General features: G+C 65.9%; 21 protein-coding genes. 7 read left to right on the forward strand and 14 right to left on the reverse strand.

Annotation, left to right across the window (positions count from 1 at the left end):
* The first annotated feature begins 114 nt into the window (after positions 1–114).
* The 4 genes from C5O27_RS21840 (at position 115) to C5O27_RS21855 (ending at position 2605) form a co-directional block, all read left to right on the forward strand.
* Entirely contained in the window at positions 115–486 is a 372-nt protein-coding gene (locus tag C5O27_RS21840; protein ID WP_127963655.1) for a hypothetical protein, read from the forward strand.
* 2 nt (positions 487–488) lie between these two features.
* Positions 489–1043 carry an RNA polymerase sigma factor gene (locus C5O27_RS21845; RefSeq protein WP_075862948.1) on the forward strand — a complete coding sequence of 185 codons (555 nt, stop codon included), beginning with the start codon at positions 489–491 and terminating at the stop codon, positions 1041–1043.
* Positions 1044–1273: 230 nt separating this feature from the next.
* Positions 1274–1597, forward strand: coding sequence for a hypothetical protein (locus C5O27_RS21850; protein WP_208651399.1), 324 nt, complete (start codon positions 1274–1276; stop codon positions 1595–1597).
* 69 nt (positions 1598–1666) lie between these two features.
* Positions 1667–2605 (forward strand): AlbA family DNA-binding domain-containing protein, encoded by a 939-nt coding sequence (locus tag C5O27_RS21855; RefSeq protein ID WP_127963657.1) that lies wholly within the window; start codon positions 1667–1669, stop codon positions 2603–2605.
* 87 nt (positions 2606–2692) lie between these two features.
* Here C5O27_RS21855 and C5O27_RS21860 read toward each other — a convergent pair whose 3' ends face one another.
* Positions 2693–3571, reverse strand: coding sequence for an endonuclease domain-containing protein (locus C5O27_RS21860; protein WP_127963926.1), 879 nt, complete (start codon positions 3569–3571; stop codon positions 2693–2695).
* A gap of 118 nt (positions 3572–3689) precedes the next feature.
* Between C5O27_RS21860 and C5O27_RS21865 the strand changes: the two genes are divergently transcribed.
* From C5O27_RS21865 to C5O27_RS21875, 3 genes are read left to right on the forward strand one after another with little or no spacing between them, the layout of a single operon-like run.
* Positions 3690–4061 carry a VOC family protein gene (locus tag C5O27_RS21865; RefSeq protein ID WP_127963658.1) on the forward strand — a complete coding sequence of 124 codons (372 nt, stop codon included), beginning with the start codon at positions 3690–3692 and terminating at the stop codon, positions 4059–4061.
* 51 nt (positions 4062–4112) lie between these two features.
* Positions 4113–5336 (forward strand): glutaminase A, encoded by a 1224-nt coding sequence (glsA, locus tag C5O27_RS21870; protein WP_127963659.1) that lies wholly within the window; start codon positions 4113–4115, stop codon positions 5334–5336.
* A complete protein-coding gene (locus tag C5O27_RS21875) occupies positions 5336–6334 on the forward strand; it encodes an alpha/beta hydrolase (protein WP_127963928.1) in 999 nt (332 codons plus the stop codon). The genes glsA and C5O27_RS21875 overlap by 1 nt, the downstream gene beginning before the upstream one ends.
* 66 nt (positions 6335–6400) lie before the next feature.
* Here C5O27_RS21875 and C5O27_RS21880 read toward each other — a convergent pair whose 3' ends face one another.
* The 13 genes from C5O27_RS21880 to C5O27_RS21940 all read right to left on the reverse strand — a co-directional run bounded on the left by C5O27_RS21880 (position 6401) and on the right by C5O27_RS21940 (position 26229).
* Entirely contained in the window at positions 6401–10357 is a 3957-nt protein-coding gene (locus tag C5O27_RS21880) for a DNA-directed RNA polymerase subunit beta' (protein WP_127963660.1), read from the reverse strand.
* Positions 10358–10392: 35 nt separating this feature from the next.
* Positions 10393–13899 (reverse strand): DNA-directed RNA polymerase subunit beta, encoded by a 3507-nt coding sequence (rpoB, locus tag C5O27_RS21885; RefSeq protein ID WP_208651401.1) that lies wholly within the window; start codon positions 13897–13899, stop codon positions 10393–10395.
* Positions 13900–14215: 316 nt separating this feature from the next.
* A complete protein-coding gene (locus C5O27_RS21890; protein ID WP_127963662.1) occupies positions 14216–15106 on the reverse strand; it encodes a hypothetical protein in 891 nt (296 codons plus the stop codon).
* On the reverse strand, positions 15106–15768 hold the full coding sequence (locus C5O27_RS21895; RefSeq protein ID WP_127963663.1) for a hypothetical protein: 663 nt from the start codon (positions 15766–15768) through the stop codon (positions 15106–15108). Before C5O27_RS21895 ends, C5O27_RS21890 begins: the two co-directional genes overlap by 1 nt.
* Before the next feature lie 95 nt (positions 15769–15863).
* Positions 15864–17105, reverse strand: coding sequence for an MCE family protein (locus C5O27_RS21900; RefSeq protein WP_127963664.1), 1242 nt, complete (start codon positions 17103–17105; stop codon positions 15864–15866).
* The gene (locus tag C5O27_RS21905; protein ID WP_127963665.1) at positions 17102–18430 is read right to left on the reverse strand and encodes an MCE family protein; all 1329 of its coding nucleotides are present in this window, start codon (positions 18428–18430) and stop codon (positions 17102–17104) included. Before C5O27_RS21905 ends, C5O27_RS21900 begins: the two co-directional genes overlap by 4 nt.
* On the reverse strand, positions 18430–19797 hold the full coding sequence (locus tag C5O27_RS21910; protein WP_127963666.1) for an MCE family protein: 1368 nt from the start codon (positions 19795–19797) through the stop codon (positions 18430–18432). Before C5O27_RS21910 ends, C5O27_RS21905 begins: the two co-directional genes overlap by 1 nt.
* The gene (locus C5O27_RS21915) at positions 19797–20888 is read right to left on the reverse strand and encodes an MCE family protein (RefSeq protein ID WP_127963667.1); all 1092 of its coding nucleotides are present in this window, start codon (positions 20886–20888) and stop codon (positions 19797–19799) included. Before C5O27_RS21915 ends, C5O27_RS21910 begins: the two co-directional genes overlap by 1 nt.
* A 5-nt stretch (positions 20889–20893) precedes the next feature.
* The gene (locus C5O27_RS21920; RefSeq protein ID WP_127963668.1) at positions 20894–21976 is read right to left on the reverse strand and encodes an MCE family protein; all 1083 of its coding nucleotides are present in this window, start codon (positions 21974–21976) and stop codon (positions 20894–20896) included.
* A complete protein-coding gene (locus C5O27_RS21925; protein ID WP_127963669.1) occupies positions 21973–23304 on the reverse strand; it encodes an MCE family protein in 1332 nt (443 codons plus the stop codon). The genes C5O27_RS21920 and C5O27_RS21925 overlap by 4 nt, the downstream gene beginning before the upstream one ends.
* Before the next feature lie 2 nt (positions 23305–23306).
* The gene (locus tag C5O27_RS21930; protein WP_006865197.1) at positions 23307–24188 is read right to left on the reverse strand and encodes an MlaE family ABC transporter permease; all 882 of its coding nucleotides are present in this window, start codon (positions 24186–24188) and stop codon (positions 23307–23309) included.
* A 2-nt stretch (positions 24189–24190) separates the two neighbouring features.
* On the reverse strand, positions 24191–24997 hold the full coding sequence (locus tag C5O27_RS21935; RefSeq protein WP_006358237.1) for an MlaE family ABC transporter permease: 807 nt from the start codon (positions 24995–24997) through the stop codon (positions 24191–24193).
* A gap of 2 nt (positions 24998–24999) precedes the next feature.
* Positions 25000–26229, reverse strand: coding sequence for an ABC transporter ATP-binding protein (locus tag C5O27_RS21940; protein WP_127963670.1), 1230 nt, complete (start codon positions 26227–26229; stop codon positions 25000–25002).
* Positions 26230–26305 lie beyond the last annotated feature (76 nt).

Genomic DNA, 26305 nt, shown 5'->3' on the forward strand with positions numbered 1-26305 from the left:
TCCAAGTCACGTGACGAGAATTGTCCATTACCGTCGACGCCCTGACAGTCGACCGGATGACGGTATCCGGGCCGACGCCGCGTGCGTCGCAGATCCGAGCAGGAGTCGAACACCATGACCGACAACACCACCAGTTGGGACGACCCGCTCGACGGGGACGACTTCGAGTCCTGGCTACGCGAGAGCGATCCGCCGAGCGAGCTGGCCGTACCGGCCACGACCTGGGATTCTGCGGTGGAGACCGCCTTTGATCCGTCCCACGAACTGACCGAGGACCTGACCGCCGCGCCCGGACCGGGCCCGCTCGACGAGGAATCGTCCGACGGCTCCCCCGATGCCGAACTCGTGGGATTCGACGACGATCTCGGTGGAGACCTGGACGCCACCCTCGACACCCCAGACGCCTTCGGCAGCGACGACGACGCCGGCGACGAGTCATTCGGGGGAACGACTTTCGACCACTCGGCCCTCGGTGACGACTTCTGAGGATGGACACTTCTGAGGTGCATTCGTTGACCGACGAATCCGATCCGGGCGCAGACCTTCTCGAGCATGCGCGCTCCGGCGACCCACAGGCCTTCACCATGCTCGTCGAACAGCACCGGGACCGGTTGTGGGCCATCTGTTTACGCATCACCGGCAACCAGCACGACGCCGAGGATGCCCTCCAGGACGCATTGGTCGCCGCGTGGCGCGCGATCGGAAGCTTCCGGGGCGACGCGCAGGTGTCGACGTGGCTGTACCGGATCGGATCGAATGCGGCGCTCGCGCGCATCCGCAAACGATCCGACGCCGACGACATCGACGACCACGACCCGGTGAGCTCGCTCGACGTCGCGCAGCAGGTCGTCGTGTCCGATCGCATCCAGGAGGCGTTGTCGCAGGTCCCGGACGCCTACCGGGCCACTTTCGTGCTGCGGGTCTACGGCGAGCTGAGCTATTCGGAGATCGCCGAGGCGCAGGGTATCGGCCTGCAGACCGTGCGCAGCCGCATCTCGCGGGCACGGTCCGTCCTCGCGGACCTGCTTGCGGATCTGCGATAGCAGTCGTTGCCCTCCGCTAACGAATTACGCTCTGTCCGAGCACGTTTCAGCCACCTGAATTATGGGTTGACCACCTGGTGCGCAATTACGCTCATCCTCGTGCTCATCGGCGGCCAGGTCATCTCATCGGATGATCGACTCCTCCCAGGGAACAAACACCGCCGAGTTCGTCTCCAAGTAACCAGAGCACGAAAAACCACCACCCACAGCATTCCCTGGAAGGAAACATCATGAGCGAGATCCCCGAAGACGCAGTACTCGTCGACACCGACGGCGACGGCACCATCGACGCCGCCCTGACCGACGTGGACGGCGACGGCGTCACCGACGCCGTCCTCGACACCGACGGCGACGGCCAGGCCGATTCCATCGCCTACGACACCGACACCGACGGCGAGATCGACGTCATCGAGGCCGACACCGATGGAGACGGCTACACCGACCTCGCGGTCGCCGACACCGATGGCGACGGCACCTTCGACACCGCCGTCGACGACGAGGGCAACGTCGAGGTCGGCGACTTCGGCAGCATCGACGGCGGCGACGCGGTCTGACAGTCCACTCCTCGAAGGAATCCCGGTCGCGTATCGCGGCCGGGATTTCGCCCTTTCTAGACTGTCCGAGTGCGAACCGACCTGAGCAAGCTGGCCGACCCCGATCGCGGAAACATCGGATCCCTGGAGTTCGCCATACCGGTGTGGGCGACCGCGACCGCGCTGATCCTCGTCCTGATGGTGGCCTGGCTCTTCGGTTCCGTCGCGAAGTGGCTGTTGCGTCGACGGGCACGGCTGAACACGACCACCTGCATGGTGCTCTCGATCGTCGGCACTGCCGTCGGCTTGTTCATCGCCGGCGCCGTCGACCACCGCATGGACATCTGGAGCCCGGTGACCATCGTGCTCGGACTGGTGAGTTCGATCGTCGCGGTCGGCGCCTACGCGTTGATCGCGGCTCGGCTGCAGACCCCGACCGACATCTCGGTCGCCGAGATCCTGGAGTCCGGCGAATCCGAACGGGTCGAGTTCAAGTCGACCGCCCGCATGAACCTGCGCACCAAGCAACGCGATCCCGCACTCGAGGCGGTGATCGTCAAGACGGTGGCCGCATTCCTCAACTCCGACGGCGGGAACCTGCTGATCGGCGTCGACGACGACGGCACTCCCCTGGGTCTCGACGCCGATTTCACGTTGCTCCGCCAGCCCGACGCCGACCGGTTCGAACTGTGGCTGCGGGACCTACTCACCACGATGCTCGGTCAGAGCACCGCCGCCGAGGTGGGCATCTCTTTCGAGAAGATGGCTCGTCCCTCTGGAGACGCCGACTCCGAGGGCCCTGCGGAGGCGCTGGTGTGCCGGGTGGAGTGCACCCCGTCGCCGCGCCCGGTCTATCTGCGCGGCACGAAGAACAACGCCGTGCCCGAGTTCTGGGTGCGCGCAGGCAACTCCAGCCGGCAACTGAACGTCGACCAGGCCGCCGAATACGTCATGTACCGCTGGCCGCTCGGCGTCGGACGCGCGGTGGCGGCCCAGGTCCAGGCCGCCGTGCGGTTCTCGGCCGTCTGACCACCGCCCAGACGCAACGCGCCACTTGGCGGACGAAAACTCGTCCCCCTGAGCCGTATTCAAGGGCAGATTGCCCTCCGACCACGCTCAGGGGGACGGGATTTCACGACGCCTCGGGTCCTCCTCGCGTCTGATGCGATGACGGTCGGGTCGTGTGACGGCTCTGATGTCCTCGAGAACGCTCTCCCAGTCGTAGAGAACGTCGTCATAGGTGACACGCATCGTCATCCAGCGATCGATCAGAGTCATCCGGTCACGACGACGATCGTTCCGAAATGCTTCTGCGCTCGAGTGGTATTGCCGACCATCGCATTCGATCAGCAGCGAACCCACGCGCAAGTCCGCCCGCTCGTGTCCGCCGATGGAGGGCTGGACCGCCACCTTGAACCCAGTGGCGACCAGTCGAACACGCGCGATCGATTCCGTGCCGGACTGAGATCGTGCATCGCAGCGTCCGAACAATTCCATCACTGCCTTCGTCACCCCGCCCATGTCTGCCTGGATGTCGGGGATGGTCAGCTGGGTCTGGTTCAGGATGGAATCGACGGTCGCGACCCAGTCCTCCGGTTCAAGACAGCGCGCCGCGCAACCCAGCGCGATCGGGATCGAATCGACCGCGGACACCACCGGAAGAGGCCGACCATAGCCCTGACACCACCGAAAAGGTCCGGTCGGTCGGGCTCCGGACTTCCGGTGTTTGGGCCGGCGAACGTGGGTCTCCTGGTATCCCGGAGGTACCCAGATCCCCTCGGAACCGTGTGTTCTGTGAAACCGGAGCGCAGAAATGCACGATAACGCGCCACCTGCGGCCACCGCCGAGACCGCTCGCTCGTCGGCGCCCTCCGCACTCACCCAACCGTGCGCGACAGAACTGAGCCGGCCCGCACGGCGGGCTTCGGCCACCTCCGCCCGTGACCAGCCGTTCGCCAGTAGTTCGCTGAGTGGGTAGACGCCGCAATCTGACATATGTCTTGGACGCGCCGCTTCCAGTTCCGGTTGCGCGACTTCGGAAAGAGGACCGAAACCGTCCTCGATGCCTGGGACCGTGGTTTCAGAGCACACGACCACGACATCAGGAGGAACCGTGAACTGGACACTCGAAGTCGTCACCCTGCCCGTCACGGACGTCGATCGCACCAAGGCGTTCTACGAGTCGATCGGGTTCAACCCCGATCACGATCACACCGTGAGTGAGGAGATCCGCTTCGTCCAGATGACGCCTCCCGGGTCGAACTGCTCCATCGCCTTCGGCAAAGGCCTCACCGACAAGGTCCCCGGGTCCACCGGACCGATCATCATCTGCGTCACCGACATCAACGCCGCCCGCGATCAACTGCTGGCCGCCGGCGTCGATCCCGGCGAGGTCGACGTGCAGCCGTGGGGGCACTTCGTGTACTTCGCCGACCCCGACGGCAACCAGTGGTCCGTGCAGTATCTGCCGTATCGCGACAACTGACTGCTGCACCACCGAACGCAGGACCACCGACGGTCGCGGATACGGTGGGATATGCGATCCCCCATCGACGACTATCTCCACCAGGTTCTCCAGGACTGCCGCGACGACGACGCCGGGGACGTCATGTCCGGCAATCGTGAACTCGAGCGGGCGGATCCGTCGTCGTTCGGCATCGCTCTGGCGACCGTCGACGGGACCGTCTACACCGCGGGCGACGCCGATCACGAGTTCACCATGCAGTCCATCGCGAAGCTGCCCGCCTACGCACTCGCGCTGCGGGACCGGGGACTCGACGGCGTTCTCGACCGCGTGGACACCGAGCCGTCCGGTGACGCCTTCAACGAGATCTCCCTCGAGGCCGAGACCGGTCGCCCCCGCAACGCCCTCATCAACGCCGGCGCCATCGCGGTCCACGGCATGGTCGACGGCGACGGCGCCACCGAACGGGTCGACCGCATCGTCGACCTGGTGAGCACCCTCGCCGGACGAGAACTTTCCGTGGACAGCGACGTGCATTCCGCCGAGCTCGCCTCCGACGACCACAACACCGCACTCGCCTACCTGCTGCGGTCCGCGGGCAAGCTCGAATACGAACCCGACGAAGTCGTCGACGGATATGCCGCCCAGTGCGCGATCAAGGTGAGCTGTCGCGACCTCGCGGTCATGGGATCGGTCCTCGCCAACGGCGGACTCTCCACGACGAACGACGACGAGAGCCTCCTCGAGGGTTGGATCACCCGGCACCTGCTGTCGGTGATGGCCACCTGCGGGATGTACGACGGCAGCGGCAGCTGGATGGCAAGGGTCGGGATACCCGCGAAAAGCGGTGTGAGCGGGGCGATCCTGGGAGTGCTGCCCGGCCAGGTCGGGGTCGCGGTGTGGTCGCCGCGGCTCGACGAACAAGGCAACAGCGTGCGCGGCGTCGCTGTCTTCGAAAGGCTTTCGCGCGACATGGAATTGCACATGATGCACGTCGCGCCGTCGGGCATGCCGGCGTTACGGTCGGTCCGCGAGAGCGACGGCGCGACCGTCGTCGAACTCCAGGGCGACGTGCGCTTCGCGGGTGCGGAGATCGTCGCAAGCCGCGCGTGCGAAGGCTTTTCGACCGACAAGGTGATTTTCGACCTCACCCACGTCCGTGTGATGGACGACGCCGCACGAGGACTGCTGCGCGAGGTCACCACACGTCTCGAAGACGACTACGACACCCACATCGAGGACCCGAACGAACTCATGGACGAGGGCCCCGATGACCAGGACACCGACGGGGAATGATGAGCCCGAGACGATTCCGCATCCCCTGGATCGCGACCCTTGCCGCCATCGTGGTTCTCATCGGAACGACGCCGGCGGCCGTTCTGGCCGAACCGGCCACGCGGCGGCCCGTGGACGTGTCGTCGTCCTTTGTTGCCACCGAATGCGCGGGCAAACCCGTCCAGGTCGACACGCGCTGGTACTTCCCCGCCGGCCGGCCCACTGCGCTCGTCTGGCTCCAACACGGCTTCTCCCGTAGCGCAGCCAACCTCGACGCGCTCGCGCGCTCCTATGCGAACTCGGGTTTCCTCGTCGTGAGCCCGACACTGGACTCGGTGAACCTCAGCGGCTGTGCCGTCGCGGACAACATCGCCGACAACTCTGCATTCGCCCAGACCATCGGCGGGGTGTTCGGCTCCGGCCGGGACGCGGCCGGCCCGCTCGGGATGAGTCTCGTCCGGGCGCGGAACGCCGTACACCGTCCCGAGGTGACGATGCCGTACCGAATGGTCTTCGCCGGGCATTCGGCCGGCGGCGAGTTCGTCGTGGTCGCGGCCGACACGCTCCGACGCGCGGACCCGGTCGCCTACCGGCGTCTGGCCGGGCTCATGCTGTTCGATCCCGTGAACTCGTTCTTCGGCGTCCACTTCGCCTCCGCCGCAGCATCTCTCGGCGCCGACCGGTTCCCCATCAGGGTGATCGCCTCCCAGCCGTCGGTGTCCAACTCCTTCGGCTCCGGGGTGGCGGTCCTCCAGCGGACGACGCGACAGGAGTTTCTCGGCTCACGACTGGTCACCGGTGTCCACATCGATGCCGAAGGCGAGTCCACCGACCTGATCGGTGAACTGTCCGAACTCGCCGTGCCGCGTCCCCGAAACGGTCGGGTCATCCACGCGCTGGCCACCGGATGGTCCTCGGACATGGTGGCCGGCACCGTGACCCGCACCTATTACCCCGGCGGACGCTACTACGACCTTCTCCTCTCGACCCGCACCGTCACCACACTCCCCGTGGGCTGAGACACCCAGAACAGCGAAAAGCCCTCGCACTCAATGAGTGCGAGGGCTTTCGGCTTCGGTTACGGCTTACCGGTATTCGTTGGAGAAACCGTAGTCGTCCAGCGGCACCGCAGCGCCGGCCGGAGCACCGAAGGTGCCGTCCGGGCTGTAGTAGGTGTCGTCGTACGACGGCACCGCGTAGGCCGCGGCACGTGCCTCTTCGGTCGGCTGAACCTGGATGTTGCGGTAACGGTTGATACCGGTACCGGCCGGGATCAGCTTACCGATGATCACGTTCTCCTTCAGACCGATCAGCTTGTCGCTGCGGCTGTTGATCGCCGCGTCGGTCAGGACACGCGTGGTCTCCTGGAACGACGCCGCCGACAGCCACGACTCGGTCGCGAGCGAGGCCTTGGTGATACCCATGAGCACCGGACGTCCGGCTGCGGGCTCACCACCCTCGGTGACCACCTGACGGTTGGCCGCCTCGAACTCGGCACGCTCGACGAGCGAACCGGGCAGGAACTCGGTCGCACCGTGATCGATGATCGTCACGCGACGCAGCATCTGACGGACGATCGTCTCGATGTGCTTGTCGTGGATCGACACACCCTGGCTGCGGTAGACCTCCTGGACCTCGTTGACCAGGTGGATCTGCACCTGACGGGGACCCATGACGCGCAGGACCTCGTGCGGGTTGGCCGAGCCCTCCATGAGCTGCTGGCCGACCTCGACGTGGTCACCGTCGGCGAGGAGCCGCTCGGAACCGTCGTCGTGCTTGAACACGCGCAGACGCTGACGCTTCGAGATCTTGTCGATGACGACCTCTTCGGAACCGTCGTCCGGGATGATCGTGATCTTGTAGAAGCGGTCGTCGTCCTCGAGGCGAATCCGGCCGGAGACCTCCGCGATCGGCGCGACACCCTTGGGGACGCGGGCCTCGAAGAGCTCCTGGACACGCGGCAGACCACCGGTGATGTCGTCACCGACGCCACCCTGGTGGAACGTACGCATCGTCAGCTGGGTACCGGGCTCACCGATCGACTGGGCCGCGATGATACCGACGGCCTCACCGATGTCGACGAGCTTGCCGGTGGCCATCGAACGGCCGTAGCAGTGCGCACACACACCGGTGCCGGTGGCACAGGTGAGGACCGAACGAACCTTGACCTGTGCGATGCCGGCCGCGAGGAGAGCCTCGATGGCCGGGTCGCCGAGATCGTGGCCGCGCTCGACGATGACGTTGCCGTCGGCGTCGACCGCGTCGGCGGCCAGGGTGCGTGCGTAGGCCGAGGTCTCGACATGCGCGTCGCGGATGATCGAGCCGTCGGGCTGCTTCTCACCCAGCGACACGTTGATGCCGCGCTCGGTGCCACAGTCGGTCTCGCGAACGATGACGTCCTGCGACACGTCGACGAGACGACGGGTCAGGTAACCCGAGTCGGCGGTACGGAGAGCCGTGTCCGCCAGACCCTTACGGGCACCGTGCGTGTTGATGAAGTACTCGGCGACGGTCAGGCCCTCGCGGAACGAGGACTTGATCGGACGCGGGATGAACTCACCCTTCGGGTTGGTCACCAGACCCTTCATGCCCGACAGGTTACGAACCTGCGTCAGGTTACCGGTGGCACCCGACTTCGGGATCATGATGATCGGGTTGTCCTCGGGGTAGAAGTCCTCCATGGCCTTACCGACCTCTTCGGTGGCCTGCTTCCAGATCTCCACGAGTGCGTCGCGACGCTCGTCCGGCGTGAGGGCACCGCGCTGGAACTTGCGCTCCAGGCCGTCGGCACGCTCCTCGTAACGGTCGAGGATCTCCGCCTTCTGCGGCGGCACGAGCACGTCGGCCATCGACACGGTGACGCCCGAACGGGTGGCCCAGTAGAAGCCGACGTCCTTGAGCTTGTCGACGGTCTGGGCAACCACGATCATCGGGTAGCGCTCGGCGAGATCGTTGATGATCGCGGCCTGACGCTTCTTCGGCATCTGCTCGTCGACGAACGGGTACTCGATCGGCAGCAGCTCGTTGAAGAGCACGCGGCCCAGCGTGGTGATGGTGGTCCACGGCTGACCGAAACGCCATCCCTCGGGGAACAGCTCGGCCTCGACCTCGGCCGGCGGACGCTGACCGGTCAGACGCACCTTGATGCGCGACTGCACGGTGAGCTGACCGCGGTCGACGGCCATGATGGCCTCGGCCGGGCTCGAGTAGACACCGCGCTCGATGTCGTCGGCGGTCGCCGGGGTGTACTCGCCTGCCGCACCCTCCTTGAGGGAGGTCAGGAAGTACAGACCGGTCACCATGTCCAGACGCGGCATGGCGAGCGGACGCCCCGATGCCGGCGACAGGATGTTGTTCGACGACAGCATCAGGATGCGTGCCTCGGCCTGCGCCTCCGCGGACAGCGGGAGGTGCACGGCCATCTGGTCACCGTCGAAGTCGGCGTTGAAGGCCTCACACACCAGCGGGTGAAGCTGGATGGCCTTGCCCTCCACCAGCTGCGGCTCGAAGGCCTGGATGCCGAGGCGGTGCAGCGTGGGTGCACGGTTCAGCAGAACCGGGTGCTCGGAGATGACCTCTTCGAGGACATCCCACACCGCGGGGCGCTGACGCTCGACCATGCGCTTGGCCGACTTGATGTTCTGGGCCTGGTTGAGGTCGACCAGACGCTTCATCACGAACGGCTTGAACAGCTCGAGAGCCATCAGCTTCGGCAGGCCGCACTGGTGCAGCTTCAGCTGCGGGCCGACGACGATGACCGAACGGCCCGAGTAGTCGACGCGCTTACCCAGCAGGTTCTGACGGAAACGACCCTGCTTGCCCTTGAGCAGATCGCTCAGGGACTTCAGCGGGCGGTTGCCCGGCCCGGTGACCGGACGGCCGCGACGACCGTTGTCGAACAGGGCGTCGACCGACTCCTGCAGCATCCGCTTCTCGTTGTTCACGATGATCTCGGGGGCACCGAGGTCGATCAGACGCTTGAGGCGGTTGTTGCGGTTGATGACGCGGCGGTACAGGTCGTTCAGGTCGGAGGTCGCGAAGCGGCCACCGTCGAGCTGAACCATCGGGCGCAGCTCCGGCGGGATCACCGGAACGGCGTCGAGGACCATGCCCAGCGGCGAGTTGCCCGACTGCTGGAACGCGGCGACGACCTTCAGGCGCTTGAGAGCACGCAGCTTCTTCTGGCCCTTACCGCTGCGGATGGTCTCGCGCAGCGACTCGGCCTCGGCGTCGATGTCGAAGGTCTCGAGGAGCTTCTTGATCGCCTCGGCACCCATCGACCCCTGGAAGTACTCGCCATAGCGCTCTTCGAGCTGGCGGTACAGCTTCTCGTCGATGATGAGGTCGCCCGGGGAGAGCTTGACGAACTTGTCCCAGATCTCCTCGAGACCGTCGAGCTCACGCTGGGCGGAGTCGCGCATACGACGCATCTCGCGCTCGGCACCGTCGCGCACCTTGCGGCGCACGTCGGCCTTGGCACCCTCGGCCTCGAGCTCGGCGAGATCCTGCTCGAGCTTCTGCTGACGCTCGTTCAGGTCGGCGTCGCGCTGATCGGCGACGGCCTTCTTCTCGACCTCCATCTCGGCCTCGAGGGTCGAGAGCTCGTTGTGACGCAGCTCGTCGTCGACGGCGGTGATCACGTAGGCGGCGAAGTAGATGATCTTCTCGAGATCCTTCGGCGCCAGGTCGAGCAGGTAGCCCAGCCGGCTCGGCACACCCTTGAAGTACCAGATGTGCGTGACCGGTGCGGCCAGCTCGATGTGGCCCATGCGCTCACGGCGCACCTTGGCCTTGGTCACCTCGACGCCGCAGCGCTCACAGATGATGCCCTTGAAGCGGACGCGCTTGTACTTACCGCAGTAGCACTCCCAGTCGCGGGTCGGTCCGAAGATCTTCTCGCAGAACAGGCCGTCCTTCTCGGGCTTGAGCGTGCGGTAGTTGATCGTCTCCGGCTTCTTGACCTCACCGTATGACCAGTTGTGGATGTCGTCGGCCGTGGCCAGGCCGATCTTCAGTTCGTCGAAAAAGTTGACGTCGAGCACTTGTTACCTTTCCAGAGCTCTGTTGTCAGTGAGGATCAGTTGGCGAGGTCGTCGACGGTTGCCGACTCGTTGCGCGACAGGTTGATTCCGAGGTTGGCAGCAGCGCGCTCCAGGTCCTCGTCGTCGGTGTCGTGCATCTCGATGGCGGCACCGTCGGAGCTGAGCACCTCGACGTTCAGGCAGAGCGACTGAAGTTCCTTCAGAAGCACCTTGAACGACTCGGGGATTCCCGGCTCCGGGATGTTCTCGCCCTTGACGATCGCCTCGTAGACCTTCACGCGGCCCACCACGTCGTCAGACTTGATGGTGAGCAGCTCCTGCAGGGTGTAGGCGGCGCCGTACGCCTGCATCGCCCAGCACTCCATCTCACCGAAGCGCTGACCACCGAACTGCGCCTTACCACCGAGCGGCTGCTGGGTGATCATCGAGTACGGGCCGGTCGAACGGGCGTGGATCTTGTCGTCGACCAGGTGGTGCAGCTTGATGATGTACATGTAGCCGACCGCCACGGGGTACGGGAACGGCTCGCCGGAACGACCGTCGAACAGCATCGCCTTGCCGTCGCCGTTGACCATGACCTCACCGTCGCGGTTGGGCAGCGTCGAGGACAGCAGTCCGGTCAGCTCCTCCTCACGCGCACCGTCGAACACCGGGGTGGCGGTGTTGGTGTCGGGCTCCGCCGAGTACATGTCCTCGGGCAGGTTCGAGGCCCACTCCGGGACGCCCTCGGCCACGTTGATGTTCCAGCCGGCCTTGGCGATCCACCCGAGGTGGGTCTCCAGGATCTGGCCGATGTTCATACGACGCGGGACACCGTGGGTGTTCAGGATGATGTCGACCGGGGTGCCGTCGGGCAGGAACGGCATGTCCTCCTGCGGGAGGATCTTGCCGATGACGCCCTTGTTGCCGTGGCGACCGGCGAGCTTGTCGCCGTCCTGGATCTTGCGCTTCTGGGCCACGTACACGCGGACCAGCTCGTTGACGCCGGGCGCGAGATCGTCGTCGTCGTCGCGGCTGAACACGCGCACGCCGATGACCTTGCCGGTCTCGCCGTGGGGCACCTTCAGCGAGGTGTCGCGGACCTCCCGGGCCTTCTCACCGAAGATGGCACGCAGCAGACGCTCTTCCGGGGTCAGCTCGGTCTCACCCTTCGGGGTGACCTTGCCGACCAGGATGTCGCCGTCGCGGACCTCGGCACCGATGCGCACGATGCCGCGCTCGTCGAGGTCGGCGAGGACCTCGTCGGAGACGTTCGGGATGTCCCGGGTGATCTCCTCGGCACCGAGCTTGGTGTCGCGGGCGTCGATCTCGTGCTCCTCGATGTGGATCGAGGTGAGCACGTCCTCTTCGACGAGGCGCTGCGACAGGATGATCGCGTCCTCGTAGTTGTGACCCTCCCACGGCATGATCGCCACGAGCAGGTTCTTGCCGAGCGCCATCTCACCGTTCTCGGTGCAGGGGCCGTCGGCGAGGACCTGGCCGGCCTCCACGCGCTGGCCCTCGTCCACGATCGGACGCTGGTTGGCGCAGGTGCCGTGGTTCGAACGCGCGAACTTGCGCATCCGGTAGGTGTCACGGGTGCCCTCGTCGGACATGACGGTGATGTAGTCGGCCGAGACCTCTTCCACCACACCGGTCTTGGAGGACACGATGACGTCACCGGCGTCGACGGCGGCACGGAGCTCCATGCCGGTACCGACCAGCGGCGACTCGTTGCGCACCAGCGGCACGGCCTGACGCTGCATGTTCGCACCCATCAGGGCGCGGTTCGCGTCGTCGTGCTCGAGGAACGGGATCATCGCGGTCGCGACCGACACCATCTGGCGCGGCGAGACGTCGAGGTACTCGACATCGGTGGCGCCCACGAACTCCACCTCGGAGCCCTTCTTGCGCACCAGCACACGCTCGTCGGTGATCCGGCCGCTGCCGTCGAAGTTGGTGTTGGCCTGACCGATGAGGAAGCGATCCTCCTCGTCGGCGGTCATGTACTGGATCTCGTCGGTGACGACACCGTCGACGACCTTGCGGTACGGGGTCTCGATGAAGCCGAACGGGTTGACCCGCGCGTACACCGAGAGCGAACCGATCAGACCGATGTTCGGACCCTCAGGGGTCTCGATCGGGCACATACGGCCGTAGTGCGACGGGTGGACGTCGCGCACCTCGAGGCCGGCACGCTCACGGCTCAGACCGCCCGGGCCCAGCGCCGACAGACGACGCTTGTGGGTCAGACCCGACAGCGGGTTGTTCTGGTCCATGAACTGCGACAGCTGGCTGGTTCCGAAGAACTCCTTGATCGCCGCCACGACGGGACGGATGTTGATCAGGGTCTGCGGGGTGATCGCCTCGACGTCCTGGGTGGTCATGCGCTCACGCACGACACGCTCCATACGCGACAGGCCCACGCGGATCTGGTTCTGGATCAGCTCGCCGACGGTACGCAGACGACGGTTGCCGAAGTGGTCGATGTCGTCGACCTCGACGGGAACCTCCACACCACCGGGCACGGTCATGTAGGTGGTCGTGTGCGGGTCGGCCTCGTGCAGACGCACCAGGTACTCGACGGTCGCGATGATGTCCTCGCGGGTCAGGGTCGACTCGCCGAACATCGGGTTGTCCGTCAGGCCCAGCTTCTTGTTGACCTTGTAGCGGCCCACGCGGGCGAGGTCGTAGCGCTTGTCCTTGAAGAACAGGTTCTCCAGGAGGTTCTCCGCGGACTCCTTGGTCGGCGGCTCACCCGGACGCAGCTTGCGGTAGACCTCGAGCAGCGCCTCGTCCTGGTTGGCGGTGTTGTCCTTCTCCAGGGTCGACATCATGATCTCGGAGAAGCCGAAGCGCTCGGTGATCTCCTCGGTGGTGAAACCGAGGGCCTTGAGCAGCACGGTGACCGGCTGACGGCGCTTGCGGTCGATACGCACACCCACGGTGTCGCGCTTGTCGACGTCGAACTCCAGCCACGCACCGCGACCCGGGATCACCTTGACGGTGTGCAGGGTCTTCTCGGTGGCCTTGTCGATCGACGCGTCGAAGTACACGCCGGGGCTGCGGACCAGCTGGCTCACCACGACACGCTCGGTGCCGTTGATGATGAAGCTGCCCTTGTCGGTCATGATCGGGAAGTCGCCCATGAAGACGGTCTGCGACTTGATCTCACCGGTGTTGTTGTTGATGAACTCAGCGGTGACGAACAGCGGAGCCGCGTAGGTCATGTCCTTGTCCTTGCACTCCTCGACGGAGGCCTTGACCTCGTCGAAGTGCGGCTCGGAGAACGACAGGGACATCGACCCGGAGAAGTCCTCGATCGGGGACAGCTCGTGGAGGATGTCCTCCAGCCCGCCCGTCGGGTTCTCTTCTCCGCGGGCGATCGCCTTGGCGCGCCACTCCGGGGACCCGACGAGCCATTCGAAGGAATCGAGTTGGAGGTCGAGGAGGCCGGGGACCTCCAGCGGCTCGCTGATCTTTGCAAACGACGCGCGATGCGGCGCGCCGGGGATTGTTGAGGTGGACTGGCGGTTGACTGCCAAGATGCGTCCTTCCAACACGACGTTATTCACAACCTAGATGTGCGGTGGCTTGATGGGCCGTTCGCTGGTGACACCCTGAGATCGGCGATCACCGCAGCACACACAACTAAGAGTGGCCGTAGAAGGATCGATTGATGGACAGGAGGCAGCCAGCGCAACGTCCAACTGTAGCAGAAAATAGACGCACTTTGTCAAGCCCGTCAAGAAACGATTTCGCACGGGTGGCTGCCTGCACTCAATCGCTGGTCACAGCCTGGCCCGACAACGCCCAAACGTCAAGCGGTACGCGCCAATTTGGCGAACTTGTCCCGGGACTCACCCGGTGACCTGGCGATCAGAAGGGCTCGACGCCCTGGATCCGCCACGTGTCGCCCTCCCTGACCATGGCGAACTGCGCGCGCGGTGCACCGCTGTTGGTGGCCATGCTGTTCTGCGTCTCGCTGATGATCAGGTTGGCGATCACGGTCGCACGGTCGCCGGCCAGGTCCTTGACGCCCAGGGCGTCGACCCGGCACTCGGCACCGGTCTTGGTCTGCGTGATCAGGTCCTTCTGCGCCTTGAAGGTCTTGTCGAACTCCTCGCGCGCCTGCCCCGTCAGGGCATCCTGTGCGCGTTTCTGCCAGTCGTCGAGCTCGGTGTGCTCGTAACCGAACACCGCGCAGATCCGTTGCTGCGCTTGCCCGGTCAGTTCCGAGGTGGCCTCACGCTCGATGAAGGCCTTGTTCGGGCCGATGCTCGCACCGGGGTGGAAGGCCAGGACCAGGGCGGCGATGCCGAGGACCACCGCGACCGCGGCGAGGATCGCCGCGAGCGGGGTCGACCGCACCTTCTCGCCCACACCGCTCCCCCGCCGGCCTCGAGGGGCGTCCGCTAAGGTGTCGGCCGCCGCGTCCGCGGCAGTCGGATCGGTCGAGCTGGGACGCAGGGTCGAGACCCGGGAGACCGGCCTGGTCTTGGGCTTGGTCAGATCGGGCTTGGTCAGGTCGGGCTTGCTGGAAACGGACTCGGTGAGGTCCGGCGTGGCGGGCGCCTCGGCGTCGGTGGTGACCTCGCCGGACTTCGACATGGAGACGCCGGCGTCGTTGGTCGCCTCGTCGGACGTCGACGGGGTGACACCGGTGTCGGTGGTGACCTCATCGGATTCCGGACGGACGGGACGGGTGTGTCCGGCGACCTTCGGCGTCGGACGACGCTTTCCTGCGGGCTTCCTCGGGTTCTGGGCCATCAGTTTCCGCCTCCCGGTGCCGGCGCGGGCGCCTGACCGTTTCCGGCCTGACCCGCGTCTGCGTAGGCGATGCCTTCCAGGCCGAGGAGGTTCTCGGCCTTCCAGAGGTCGCCGTCCTTGACCATGCTCACGTCGAATCCGCGCGTCTCGTCGACGCCGGGCTGGCCGGGCCGCTCGAGGGTCGTGACGACGTAGACCAGGACCTTGGCCTTCTTCTCGTCGGGGTTGACCTCGGTCGGTGCGCTGCGCACCAGGCGCGCGCTGAGCTTGGCGGCCTCGGGTCCCGCCTGCGACAGCATGTCGAGCACGCTGCCGTCCTTGCCGCCGAGCACCTCTTCCTTGGCCTTGCCGGTCAGCGAGGCCTCGGCACGCTTCTTGAAGCCGTCGAGATCAGTGGGATCGATCGTGGTGACGTTCAGTACGGCCTGCTCGGCCGCCTGGGTGGCGTCGTCACGCGTCTGCTGCGCGGGGTACTGGTTCGCGTAGACGTCGTAGGCGCGCACTCCGAACACGACCACGCAGACCGTCGCCGCGATCACCGCGATGATCGCCAGGGCGAGCGGCGCGACACCGGCGATCCGCGTCCACGCGGATCGGGTGCTCTTCTCGGTCGGATCAGTGTCCGAGTGTGCTGAGTCTGAGGGTTCGGGGGTGCCGGTCATAGCAGAAGACACTGTATAGATCGCTCCTGAGCGCAGGCCAAGGCCGAGAGTCCGCCGGGGGGGCGGAGTCCGGGCCCTGGACGGCCTGCGTTCGTCTACTTGGGCCGCACGCCGAGCAGCGCTGCGAGCTGCTGGGCCAACGGGTTGAGGTTCAGCTTGTCGGGGTCCTTCTTCGGCGTGGAGTCCCACGGCTGCGGGTACGCGGGATTCGCGTACTGCGCACGATCCGCACCGCGCACACCCGTCGGATTGCCGAGCGGCACGGTGCACTTGGCCTCGGTGTTGAACGGGAATTCGTCGTAGTGCTTGTCGAAGTTCGGGTTCTTGCGTCGCATCTCGGCCATGACCGCGTCGGTGCTCTCGTAGCCCCGGGTACATGCGGCCGGGTTGTTGGTCTCGAGGACGACGCCGAAGTGGATCTGGCCGTCGCCGGGGGCCGGCGAGTGGCTGCCTGCCGACAACGCGGACAGCATCGCGAAGGTCATCGACGTGGTGTAGGTGGCCGGCTCGATGGTCCGGGCCACCTCGGAGAGGTCCTTCACGACCTTGGAGATGTCGTTGCCGTTCTTCTGGATGAGCTCGGAGATCTGCGTCGCCGACAGGGTGCCGGTGGTGAGCAGACGACGCAGGTCGGGGTCGGAGGTCGCGAGAGTCGCGGTGACCAGGTTGAGGTTCCGCGACCACGTGAGGATCGCATCCGACTGGTCGGCCTGCGTCTCGAGGACGACGTTCGAGTCCTGGATCAGCGACACGACCTGGGGCAGGTTGTCGACGCCTGCACGCGACAGCTTCCCCAGCGAGTCGACGAGGCGGGTCAGGTTCTCGCTCTGACCGTTGAACGCCTTCCCGAGCTCGGTGATCACGATGTTCAGGTCGTCCACCGGGATCGACGAGGTGAAGTCGATCGCCGACTTCACGACGTCCTCCAGCGGCTCGGGCAGCTTGGACTTCGTGATGACGTCGCCGTCCTTCAGGTACGGCCCCTCCGCGGAGGTCGGCTGGAGGTCGACGTACTGCTCACCGATCGCCGAACGCGACGCGACGACCGCGGTCGCCGACGCCGGGATGTCCGGGCCGCCCGAGTCGATGTCCAGGGCGACGTCGACGCCGGTCTTGGTCAGCGTGAGTCCACCGACACGACCGACCGGGACACCCTGGTACGAGACCTCGGCGTTGGTGAAGATGCCGCCGGAATCGGGCAGCTCCGCGGTGACCGTGTACATGCCGACACCGGCGAGCTTGTCGAGCCGCGCATATTTGGCACCGACATACACCAGCGCGATCAGGCCGACGACGACGAACACGATCAGCTGGATCTTGACGAGTCTGCTGGTCATCGTCCTGCTCCTGTAGGTGCCTGCGACTTGGGTGCGATACCCAACGCCGCGAGCGGGCCGTCGAGAATGCCCTGTCCCGGCTTCGCAGGTGCGGGCATCGGGCCGGCGCCCTCGGCCGATCGTGAGAACGATGCCGCCGGGTAACGCCCGCCGGACGGCGGCGTGTTCGGTCCCGGCCGCCAGTTCGGGCCGGGCGGCAACAGCGTGATGGTCGGCCAGCCGTAGCGAGGTCCGTTACCGCCGTAGTACGGGTTCCGCTTGTCGACGGGCACCTTCACGCGGGCCGGCGGCGAGTACTTCGGTGTCCCCTGCCCCACGCCGAGAGCCTCGATCTGGTTGAGGATGCGCAGGTCCAGCGTCATGAAGAGGTTGGTCGCGTCGCCCTTCACACCAGGCAGCAGCCAGTCCGGGAACGGATGGGTCAGCATTAGCGGTGCGGCGGTGATCAGGTCCGGGGCGGCCGCGGCGAGCTGGGTGAGCACCGGGCGCAGCGCCTTCAGGTCGTTGATCAGGGCCTTGCGCGACTTGCCGAGCACGTCGGTGCCGACCTGACCGAGCTGGTCGAGCTTGGTCAGCAGTTCGACGAACTGCGGGCGCTGTTCCTCGAGCACCTCGATGCCCTCCGGCAGCTGCTTGAGGATGCGGTCGATCTGCGCGGTCTGCTTCTCGGTACGCGCCGACAGCTCGGCGAGACCGTCGATGGCGCCGATGATGTCGTCACGCTGGCGGTTGAGACCGGCGATCAGCTTCTCGGACTGATCGATGAGGTCGCGGACCTTGTCGGTCCGGCCGTCGAGCGTCTTGTTCAGCTCGGTGACGATCGGCTGGATCTGGTTGATGCCGCCGCCGGTGAGCAGCAGCGCGAGCGCGCCGAGGACCTGCTCGATGTCGGTGGCGGTGCGCGTCCGCGACGTCGGGATCGGCTCCGCCGGGTTCTGGCGCGGCGCGTCGGCGCTGCCGTCGGGTTCGCTCAGCGCGACGAACTTCTCACCGAGCAGCGAGGTCTGCTGGACGCTCGCCTCGGATTCGTCGGACAGGTCGACGTCGTTCTTCACCTCGACCGTGACCTGCGCAAACCATTGATCCTTCGGCACCTCGACCTTGGTCACTCGGCCGACGGGGATGCCGTCACGTTTGACCATCGACTGGGGTACGAGGTCGAGCACGTCGTCGAACTGGATCTTGTAGGTGCGCGGGTCGCCGCCGGTGTCGACGCCACCTGGCAGCGGCAGCGACTGGATGCCGTTGGACATGCAGCCCGACACGAGCACCGTCAGCGACAGGACCGCACCGGCCAGTGCCGCACGCATGGAACGCGGGTTCATCAGTTGCCTCCCCGGGGTCGCGGGGTGGTGGACTTGGTGGTCGACGACGATGCGGGTGCACGTGCGGCCGGCGGCGCGGGTGCCCGCGACGATGACGGGGTGCCGAGCTCGGGATCGGGGTTACCCGGGACCGTGCCGGGGACCGGCGCCCTCTGCAGCTTGTTGTTGCTCATGATGCCGAAGGGGAGCACCGGCAGAAGCGGCTCGAGCACGCCGTCGGTGATCTGCTTGCCCAGGGCCTCACACTGGCTGATCAGCGGCCGGAGCGTGTTGCTGAACTGCGTGGCCTGCGGGTTGCCCGGAAGCAGCTGACCGAGATCGAGCAGCCGGCACTGGGCGCCGATCAGGTCCTGCAGATCCGGGATCGTCAGACGCATCGCCAGGGTTCCCGACTCCGCGTCGTAGGCGTTGATCAGGTTGCTGATCGTGACCGGCAGAACGGTGAGGATCTCTTTGAGGTTGGTCTTCTGGTCGAGCAGCGCCTGAGTGGTCGGCTGGAGATCCTTGACGGTCTCGCCGATCTGCTCACGGTTCTCGTCGAGAAAGCGTGCCACGTCGCCGAGGGCGATCGACAGCTTGTTCAGCGCCGACGCGAGCTGGTCGCGTTCGCCTGCCAGGAACTGGTTGAACGAGGCCATCTGCGTGTTGAACTGCCGCACCTGGGCGTCGTTCTCGCGCAGCGCGCCGACGAAGGTGTTGAGGTTCTTGACCGTGTCGAAGAGGTTGCCGCGCGAGTCGCTGAGGGTCGTGGTGGCCTTCGACAGGTTCTCGATGGCCGCGCCGAGCTTCTCGCCGTTGCCCTCGAGGTTCGCGGCGCCGGTCGCGACGAGTTCGCTCACCGCGCCCTGACGTCCGGTGCCGTCCTGCTTGTTGGCACCGTCGGGACCGAGAGCGTCGGACAGTTCCTTGACGCTGCGGTAGAGCTCGTCGACCTCCACCGGGACCATCGTCTGGTTCACGTCGAGGGTGATGTCACGCGAGGCCTTCGGCCCACCGGTGTAGGCCGGGGTCAGCTGCACGTAGCGGTCGGCGACCACCGACGGGATCACCTGCACGGCGCGGACGTCCTCGGGCAGGGTGATGCCGCGGTCGACGGTCATCGTCACCCTCACGGTGTCGCCCTGCGGCGTCACCGAGTCGACCTTGCCCACTGCCACGCCGAGGATGCGCACGTCGGAACCGGAGTAGATGCCGACCGAACGCTTGAACGTCGCGGTGATCTTGGTGGTCCCGATCGACGAGAACACCCACCACAGCGCACCGGCGACGACCAGCGCGATGATCAGGCCGAGGACGAGCGCCACGATGTGACGGGGTGTGAACCACCGGCCGGGGCCGGAGGTCTGTGTCAGGTCTGGCGCGGTCATCAGCCTGCCTCCGTTCCGCCGTTGTTCTGGTCCAGCGTCTTGTTCGGCGGACGCGTCGTGTTCTGCTGCGGCAGCGCCGGCGGCAGCAGGTTCACCACGGACGACTCGAACCAGCGACCGTTACCGAGCACGTTGGCGTAGAGCCGATAGAACGGCGCCATGTACTTGATCGAGTCGCGGATGTTCTGGTTCTGGCGCTGCAGCAGCTCGTTGACGCCCTTCAGCGCGTCGAGCGCCGGTCCGATCTGTTCCTCGTTGTCACGGACGATGCCGGTGAGCGAGTCGCCGAGGCTCGTCGTGCTGGCCAGCAGCGCGGAGATGGACCGCTGCCGGTTGTTCAGCTCGTCGAGCAGCTGTCCCGCACCGGCGATCAGGCGCACGAACTCCTCGTTGCGATCGGCCAGCAGCTTTGACGTGTCCTTGGTCGCGGAGAGGAGCTTCTGCACCTCCTGGTCACGGCTGGCGATCGTGTTGGACAGACGCGCCAGGCCGTCGAGGGCCGGGCCGGTGGTGCCGGCGGTGCCCGAGAAGGCGTCGGACAGCACGCGCATCGACTCGGCCAGCTGATCGTTGTCGAAGTCCTCGATCTGATTCGTCGCCGCCGAGAACGCCTCGATGACGTCGTAGGGCGCGACCGTGTCGGTCAGCGGGACGTCGGGATCGGCGGGCTCGCTGCCGCGCGGGTTCAGCGACAGGAACTTCTGACCCAGGATCGTCTTGATCTGGATCGAGGCCTGCGTCTGGTTACCGATCCAGGTGTTCTCCACCTTGAAGGTGACGTCGACGAGGTCTCCGTTGAGCTTCACGTCGTCGACCTCGCCGACCTTCACGCCGGCGACACGCACCTCGTTGCCGGGCTTGAGCCCGGCGGCCTCGCTGAACTTCGCGGTGTAGCGGGCGCCGGCGCCCAGCAGCGGGACGTCGGTCAGGTAGAACGCGCTGAGTCCGAGCATCATCAGGATCAGGATGCCGATGGCACCGATGCTCACCGGGCTGCGTCGACCACCGAACCGGCGATGCGGGTGCTGCGCCTTCGCCGGCTTCTGCCCGGCGTCGTTCGTGTTGTCGGCGTTCGTGTAGTCGTCTGCCATCGTGGTCACCCCCCTGGCTTCTCGTCGGCCCAGCAGCGGGTTGCCGCACTGGTGTAGAGCACGTGATTGATGTCGGGCAGCGGGACCACCGGCTGGGTCAGCAGCGGCGACTTGCCGTTGCCGGCCACCACGTCGATGCCGCACAGATAGAACTGGAACCAGGAGCCGAAGGTCGCGGCCCGGCCGATCTTCTGCGCTTTGATCGGCAGGTTGGTCAGCGTCTCCTCGATGTCCGCGTCACGCTTATTGATCTGGTCGGCGAGCGACTTCAGACCGGCGATGTCGCCCTGGATGGACGGCCGCGTCGCGCCGAGGATGTTCGCGGTGACCGAGGTCAGGTTCGACACCGACGTGATCGCCGACCCCACCGAACCGCGCTGCCCCGCAAGGCCGGTCACGAGCTTCTCGGTGTTGTCGAGGAGGCTGGTGAACTGCTTGTCGTTGCGGTTGACGGTGTCGAGGACCTTGGTGAGGTTCCCGATCAGTTCACCGATCACCTTGTCCTTGTCCGCGATCGCGTTCGTCAGGTCCGCGGTGTCGCTGACCAGGCGCGTGATCGAGCCGCCCTGACCGTCGAAGATCGCGATGATCTGCTCGGTCAGCTTGTTGACGTCCTCGGCCGACAGCTGCTGGAACAGCGGGCGGAACCCGTTGAACAGTTCGGTGAGGTTCACCGGCGGATGCGTGTCGGTGCTGCCGGGTTCCAGACCGAAGGTATGGCCCTGAGGCACGGTCTGCGACGGGTCACCCGCTCCCCGCTCGAGGCCGAGGTATCGCAGACCGGTGAGGTTCCGGTAGCGGATGTAGAGCTGCGTGCCGTCCGGCAGCCGGTCGCGGTCGACGTTGAACGAGACCATCGCCCGGTTGCGGTCGTAGACCTCGACCTTCTCCACCTGTCCCACCCGGACGCCGGCGATGCGGACGTCGTCTCCGGCGTTCAGCAGCGTGGCGTCGGAGAAGACGGCCTTGAACTCGGCGCCGCCGTCACCGCCGGCGTTCGCGATGGTGAGCGCGAGCAGGCTGGTGGTGACCACGGTGACCACCGCGAAGATGATCAGCTTGACCAGGGGCGCGACGATCGACCTCATTTGATGTTGACCTTCGCTCCCTGGAGGGCGCCGCCGGCGATCATGGTGACCCAGGTCGGCACCGACTCCGGCGACTCACCGGTGGTCGCGCCGTAGATCACCTGCAGCTGCTTGCGATAGTCCGGGTCGTCGAACGGGTTGGGCTTCACCGTTCCCGCGGGGATCCCGCTGAACTGCGGCTGCGGGAGTTGCTTGACGGTCCGCGGGCCCGCGTTGCGTGACGGCGGCTGGTAGCTGCCGTCGGCGAGGCCGCCACCCGGGTACTGCGGGAACGGGCGACCGTTTTTGGCGGGCTCGTAGCACACGGCGGGCGGGTCGAGATCCATGAAGCGGGGTTCGTCCTGGTTCGGTAGGTAACGGCCACGGGGGTTGACGAACTGCAGGTTCACGCGCACACCGGGGTTCTTGGTGCCCTCGCCCACGATGTTGCGTGACTCGGGGATCAGACCGGCGAAGTTGCGGAAGGTGCAGGCGAAGGTCGGGGACTGCTTGGCCAACCCGACGAGCAGTTGCTCGGAGTCGACGAACAGGTCGATCAGGTCGGTCCGGTTCTGGCGCAGCCATCCGGTGAGGTCGTCGGACGCCACACCGAGGGTCGCGATCAGTGTCCGCAGATCGCTCTGCCGTTCGACGATGGTGTTCGACGTGGTGCGGAACGAGTCCAGCGCGTCGACGACGTCGGGCAGTGCCTGCGAGTAGGTCTGCGAGAAGGTCGCCAGACCCTCGAGGGTGCCCTCGAGGTCGGGCAGGTTCTTGTTGATCTCGCCGAAGATCTCGTCGAGCTCCTCGAGCGTGGTGCCGAGCTGCTCGCCGCGACCCGACAGCGCCTTCGACAGCGAGGTGAGCGTCGCGTTGAGATCCTGCGGCGGGATCGCCTCGAGCACCGGCAGCAGCTTGTCGAACAACTGCTGGACCTCGAGAGCGTTGCCGCTCTTGTCGGTCTCGATGGTCGCGCCGTTCTTCAGCGTCGGACCGTTGTTGTCCTCGGGAACCTGCAGCGCCACGTACCGCTCACCGAAGAGCGTCTTCGGCAGGATGCGCGCGGTGGTCTTGTCGGACAGCTCCGAGGCCTTGGTCGGATCGAGGCCGAGGATGACCTCCACCGAGCCGTCGGGGGCGGGCTTGACCGCGCGGACCTCGCCGACGATCATGCCGCGCGCCTTCACGTCGGCGTTCGCGGGGAGGGCGTTGCCGGTGGAGTCGGTCAGCAGGGTGACGTCGGTGAAGTCCTGGAACGTCTTGTTGAACTTGGTGATGGTCGCGGTCAGGAACAGTGCGACCACGATGAAGAAGACCAGGCCGAGCAGCCTCTTGCGCAGGGTCGACACGCCTAACCTCCCACTCTGACAGTCGTCGTGGTGCCCCAGATCGCGAGACCCAGGAAGAAGTCGAGAACCGCGATGAGGACCAATGCCGCTCGGACCGCGTGACCGACGGCCACGCCCACACCCGCGGGACCGCCCGATGCGTAGTAGCCGTAGTAGCAATGCACCAGGATGATCACGAAGGCGAAAACCAGCACCTTGCCGAACGACCAGAGCACATCGGCCGGCGGCAGGAACAGGTTGAAGTAGTGGTCATAAGAGCCGCCCGACTGCCCGTTGAAGACGGTCGTCACCACGCGTGACGCGAGATACGCCGACAGCAGACCCAGCACGTACAGCGGGATGACCGCGATGAAGCCGGCGATCACGCGGGTCGACACCAGGAACGGGATCGACGGCACGGCCATCGTCTCGAGGGCGTCGATCTCTTCCGAGATCCGCATGGCGCCGAGCTGGGCGGTGAAGCCACAGCCGACGGTCGCGGACAGTGCGAGGCCCGCCACGAGGGGCGCCACCTCACGGGTGTTGACGTAGGCCGACAGGAAGCCGGTCAGGGCCTGCGACCCGATCTGGTCGAGCGCGGCGTAACCCTGCAGGCCGACGACGACGCCGGTGAAACCTGACATCAGCACCATCACGCCGATGGTGCCGCCGATGACCGCGAGTCCGCCCGAGCCGAAGGCGACCTCGGCGAGCAGGCGCATGACCTCACGGGTGTAGTGCACCAACGTCTTCGGCATCCACGCGAGCGTGCGGCCGTAGAACGACATCTGCTCGCCGGCACCGTCGAGCACCTTGAGTGGTTTGCCCAGCTGTTTGCGGGCCTCGTACATGTAGTACTCGGGCCTGCTCTTGGCGATCGTCACGCCACCGCCACCATCGGTCACGTCTAGCTCCCCTTCGGTGGGACGATCTGCAGGTAGACCGCAGTGATGATCAGGTTGGCGAGGAACAGCAGCAGGAAGGTGATGACGACGCTCTGGTTGACGGCGTCACCCACACCCTTCGGCCCGCCCTTGGGGTTGAGCCCCTTGTAGGAGGCGACGACGCCCGCCAGCACACCGAAGATGGCTGCCTTCAGCGTCGAGACGTAGAGGTCGGGCAATTGGGCGAGGGCACCGAACGACGCCAGGTAGGCGCCCGGGGTGCCACCCTGCACCACCACGTTGAAGAAGTAACCACCACCGATGCCGATGACGGCGACGAGGCCGTTGAGCAGCATCGCGACCAGAACCATGGCCAGCACACGCGGGACCACGAGACGCTGGATCGGGTTGATGCCCAGCACCTCCATGGCGTCGATCTCCTCACGGATGGTGCGCGAACCGAGGTCGGCGGCGACCGCCGATCCGGCCGCACCCGCGATGAGCAGCGAGGTCACCAGTGGCGACCCCTGCTGGATGACGACCAGCACGCTGGCCGCACCGGTGTACGACTCGGCACCGAGTTGTTTGATCAGCGAGCCCGTCTGCAAGGAGACGATGGCGCCGAAGGGAATCGCGATCAGGGCGGTGGGCAGGATCGTCACACTGGCGATGAACCACGCCTGCTGGATGAACTCCCGCCACTGGAACGGCCGCACAAAGGTCTGGCGTGCAACATCGACGAAGAGCTGAACAATATTGCCGGTCTGGGCGAGTGCACCTGTTCCGGCCTGCGCGATTCGGTCGACGCCACGCGTGGTGGCATTGGTCATCCCTAGCTTGTCCGCCCTTCGTTCCCGTCAGCAGCACGATGACTGGGCTTGGTCAGTGCGTCGCCGCCACCGGGCGTCTGCCACTGTTCGGTGGGCGCATCGCTGCCGCCGTAGTCGATGACGTCGGTCTTGGAGTCGGCGACGGCCACGTTCCCGGCGGGAGCGCTGGTCCACTCGTTGTCTCCGCCGTGGCGTCCGCCGCCGCCCGCCATGTCCTCGGCGTGCGCGCGGCTCTCCTCGCGGATCTGGTCTTCCTGCTCCTGGCTGCGGCGGATCGCTTCCTGCGCGTTCTCCGGCAGGTCGGGCAGCATCGCGTGGACGCGCTCTCGGTGACGGGCGATCGCCTTGCGTTCGGGCATACCGGGATTGGGCTGGACCTGCGGGATGATCTCGGTGAAGTCCTCTTTGGTACCACCACCGGAGATACCCGCGGCCTGCATGGCCTCTTCCTGCTTCTGGACGGCCTCGTCCTTCTCCTCGGACATGCCGATCGGACCGAAACGATCACCGGAGAGGAACTGCTTGACCACCGGCTGCTCCGAGGTCAGCAACTGCTCGCGCGGACCGAACATCACCAGCTCCTTGCGGAAGAGCATGCCGATGTTGTCCGGGATGGTACGAGCGATGTTGATGTTGTGCGTCACGATCAGGATCGTCGCGTCGATCTGCGCGTTGATGTCGATCAACAGCTGCGAGATATAAGCGGTACGAACCGGATCCAGACCCGAGTCCGGCTCGTCGCACAGAATGATCTGCGGATCGAGAACCAGCGCACGAGCCAAACCGGCACGCTTGCGCATACCGCCGGAGATCTCACCGGGCAGCTTGTCCTCGGCACCGGTCAGACCGACCAGGTCGATCTTCTCCATCACGATGTCGCGGACCTCGTTCTCCTTCTTCTTCGTGTGCTCACGAAGCGGGAACGCGATGTTGTCGAACAGGCTCATCGAACCGAACAGCGCACCGTCCTGGAACAACACACCGAACAGCTTGCGGATCTCATAGAGTTCCTTGGCCGAACACTGCGTGATGTCGGTGCCGTCGATGATCACCGAACCCTGCTCGGGATGCAGCAGACCGATCAAGGTCTTCAGGAACACCGACTTACCGGTACCCGACGGACCGAGCAGCGCGGAGACTTCCCCCTCCGGGAGGGTCAGAGTGACATCACGCCAAATGTTCTGAGAACCGAACGACTTGGTGAGCCCCTCGACACTGACCTCTACACCCACAACTTCCTCCAGACGATCGCTGCCCCCGAGAGCGGCCACGGTGTGGCCGCACACCAACCGGTTGCAATTTGTGGTT

The sequence above is a fragment of the Gordonia alkanivorans genome (assembly GCF_004011905.1).
In the GTDB taxonomy this organism is placed as follows: Bacteria; Actinomycetota; Actinomycetes; order Mycobacteriales; family Mycobacteriaceae; genus Gordonia; species Gordonia alkanivorans.

What these genes read in the sequence shown, in the direction of transcription:
- C5O27_RS21840 (WP_127963655.1), top strand. Translation starts at nt 115, where the DNA reads ATGACCGACAACACCACCAGTTGGGACGACCCGCTCGACGGGGACGAC.
- C5O27_RS21845 (WP_075862948.1), top strand. Translation starts at nt 489, where the DNA reads ATGGACACTTCTGAGGTGCATTCGTTGACCGACGAATCCGATCCGGGC.
- C5O27_RS21850 (WP_208651399.1), top strand. Translation starts at nt 1,274, where the DNA reads ATGAGCGAGATCCCCGAAGACGCAGTACTCGTCGACACCGACGGCGAC.
- C5O27_RS21860 (WP_127963926.1), bottom strand. Translation starts at nt 3,571, where the DNA reads ATGTCAGATTGCGGCGTCTACCCACTCAGCGAACTACTGGCGAACGGC.
- glsA (WP_127963659.1), top strand. Translation starts at nt 4,113, where the DNA reads ATGCGATCCCCCATCGACGACTATCTCCACCAGGTTCTCCAGGACTGC.
- C5O27_RS21875 (WP_127963928.1), top strand. Translation starts at nt 5,336, where the DNA reads ATGAGCCCGAGACGATTCCGCATCCCCTGGATCGCGACCCTTGCCGCC.
- C5O27_RS21890 (WP_127963662.1), bottom strand. Translation starts at nt 15,106, where the DNA reads ATGGCCCAGAACCCGAGGAAGCCCGCAGGAAAGCGTCGTCCGACGCCG.
- C5O27_RS21895 (WP_127963663.1), bottom strand. Translation starts at nt 15,768, where the DNA reads ATGACCGGCACCCCCGAACCCTCAGACTCAGCACACTCGGACACTGAT.
- C5O27_RS21900 (WP_127963664.1), bottom strand. Translation starts at nt 17,105, where the DNA reads ATGACCAGCAGACTCGTCAAGATCCAGCTGATCGTGTTCGTCGTCGTC.
- C5O27_RS21905 (WP_127963665.1), bottom strand. Translation starts at nt 18,430, where the DNA reads ATGAACCCGCGTTCCATGCGTGCGGCACTGGCCGGTGCGGTCCTGTCG.
- C5O27_RS21910 (WP_127963666.1), bottom strand. Translation starts at nt 19,797, where the DNA reads ATGACCGCGCCAGACCTGACACAGACCTCCGGCCCCGGCCGGTGGTTC.
- C5O27_RS21915 (WP_127963667.1), bottom strand. Translation starts at nt 20,888, where the DNA reads ATGGCAGACGACTACACGAACGCCGACAACACGAACGACGCCGGGCAG.
- C5O27_RS21920 (WP_127963668.1), bottom strand. Translation starts at nt 21,976, where the DNA reads ATGAGGTCGATCGTCGCGCCCCTGGTCAAGCTGATCATCTTCGCGGTG.
- C5O27_RS21935 (WP_006358237.1), bottom strand. Translation starts at nt 24,997, where the DNA reads ATGACCAATGCCACCACGCGTGGCGTCGACCGAATCGCGCAGGCCGGA.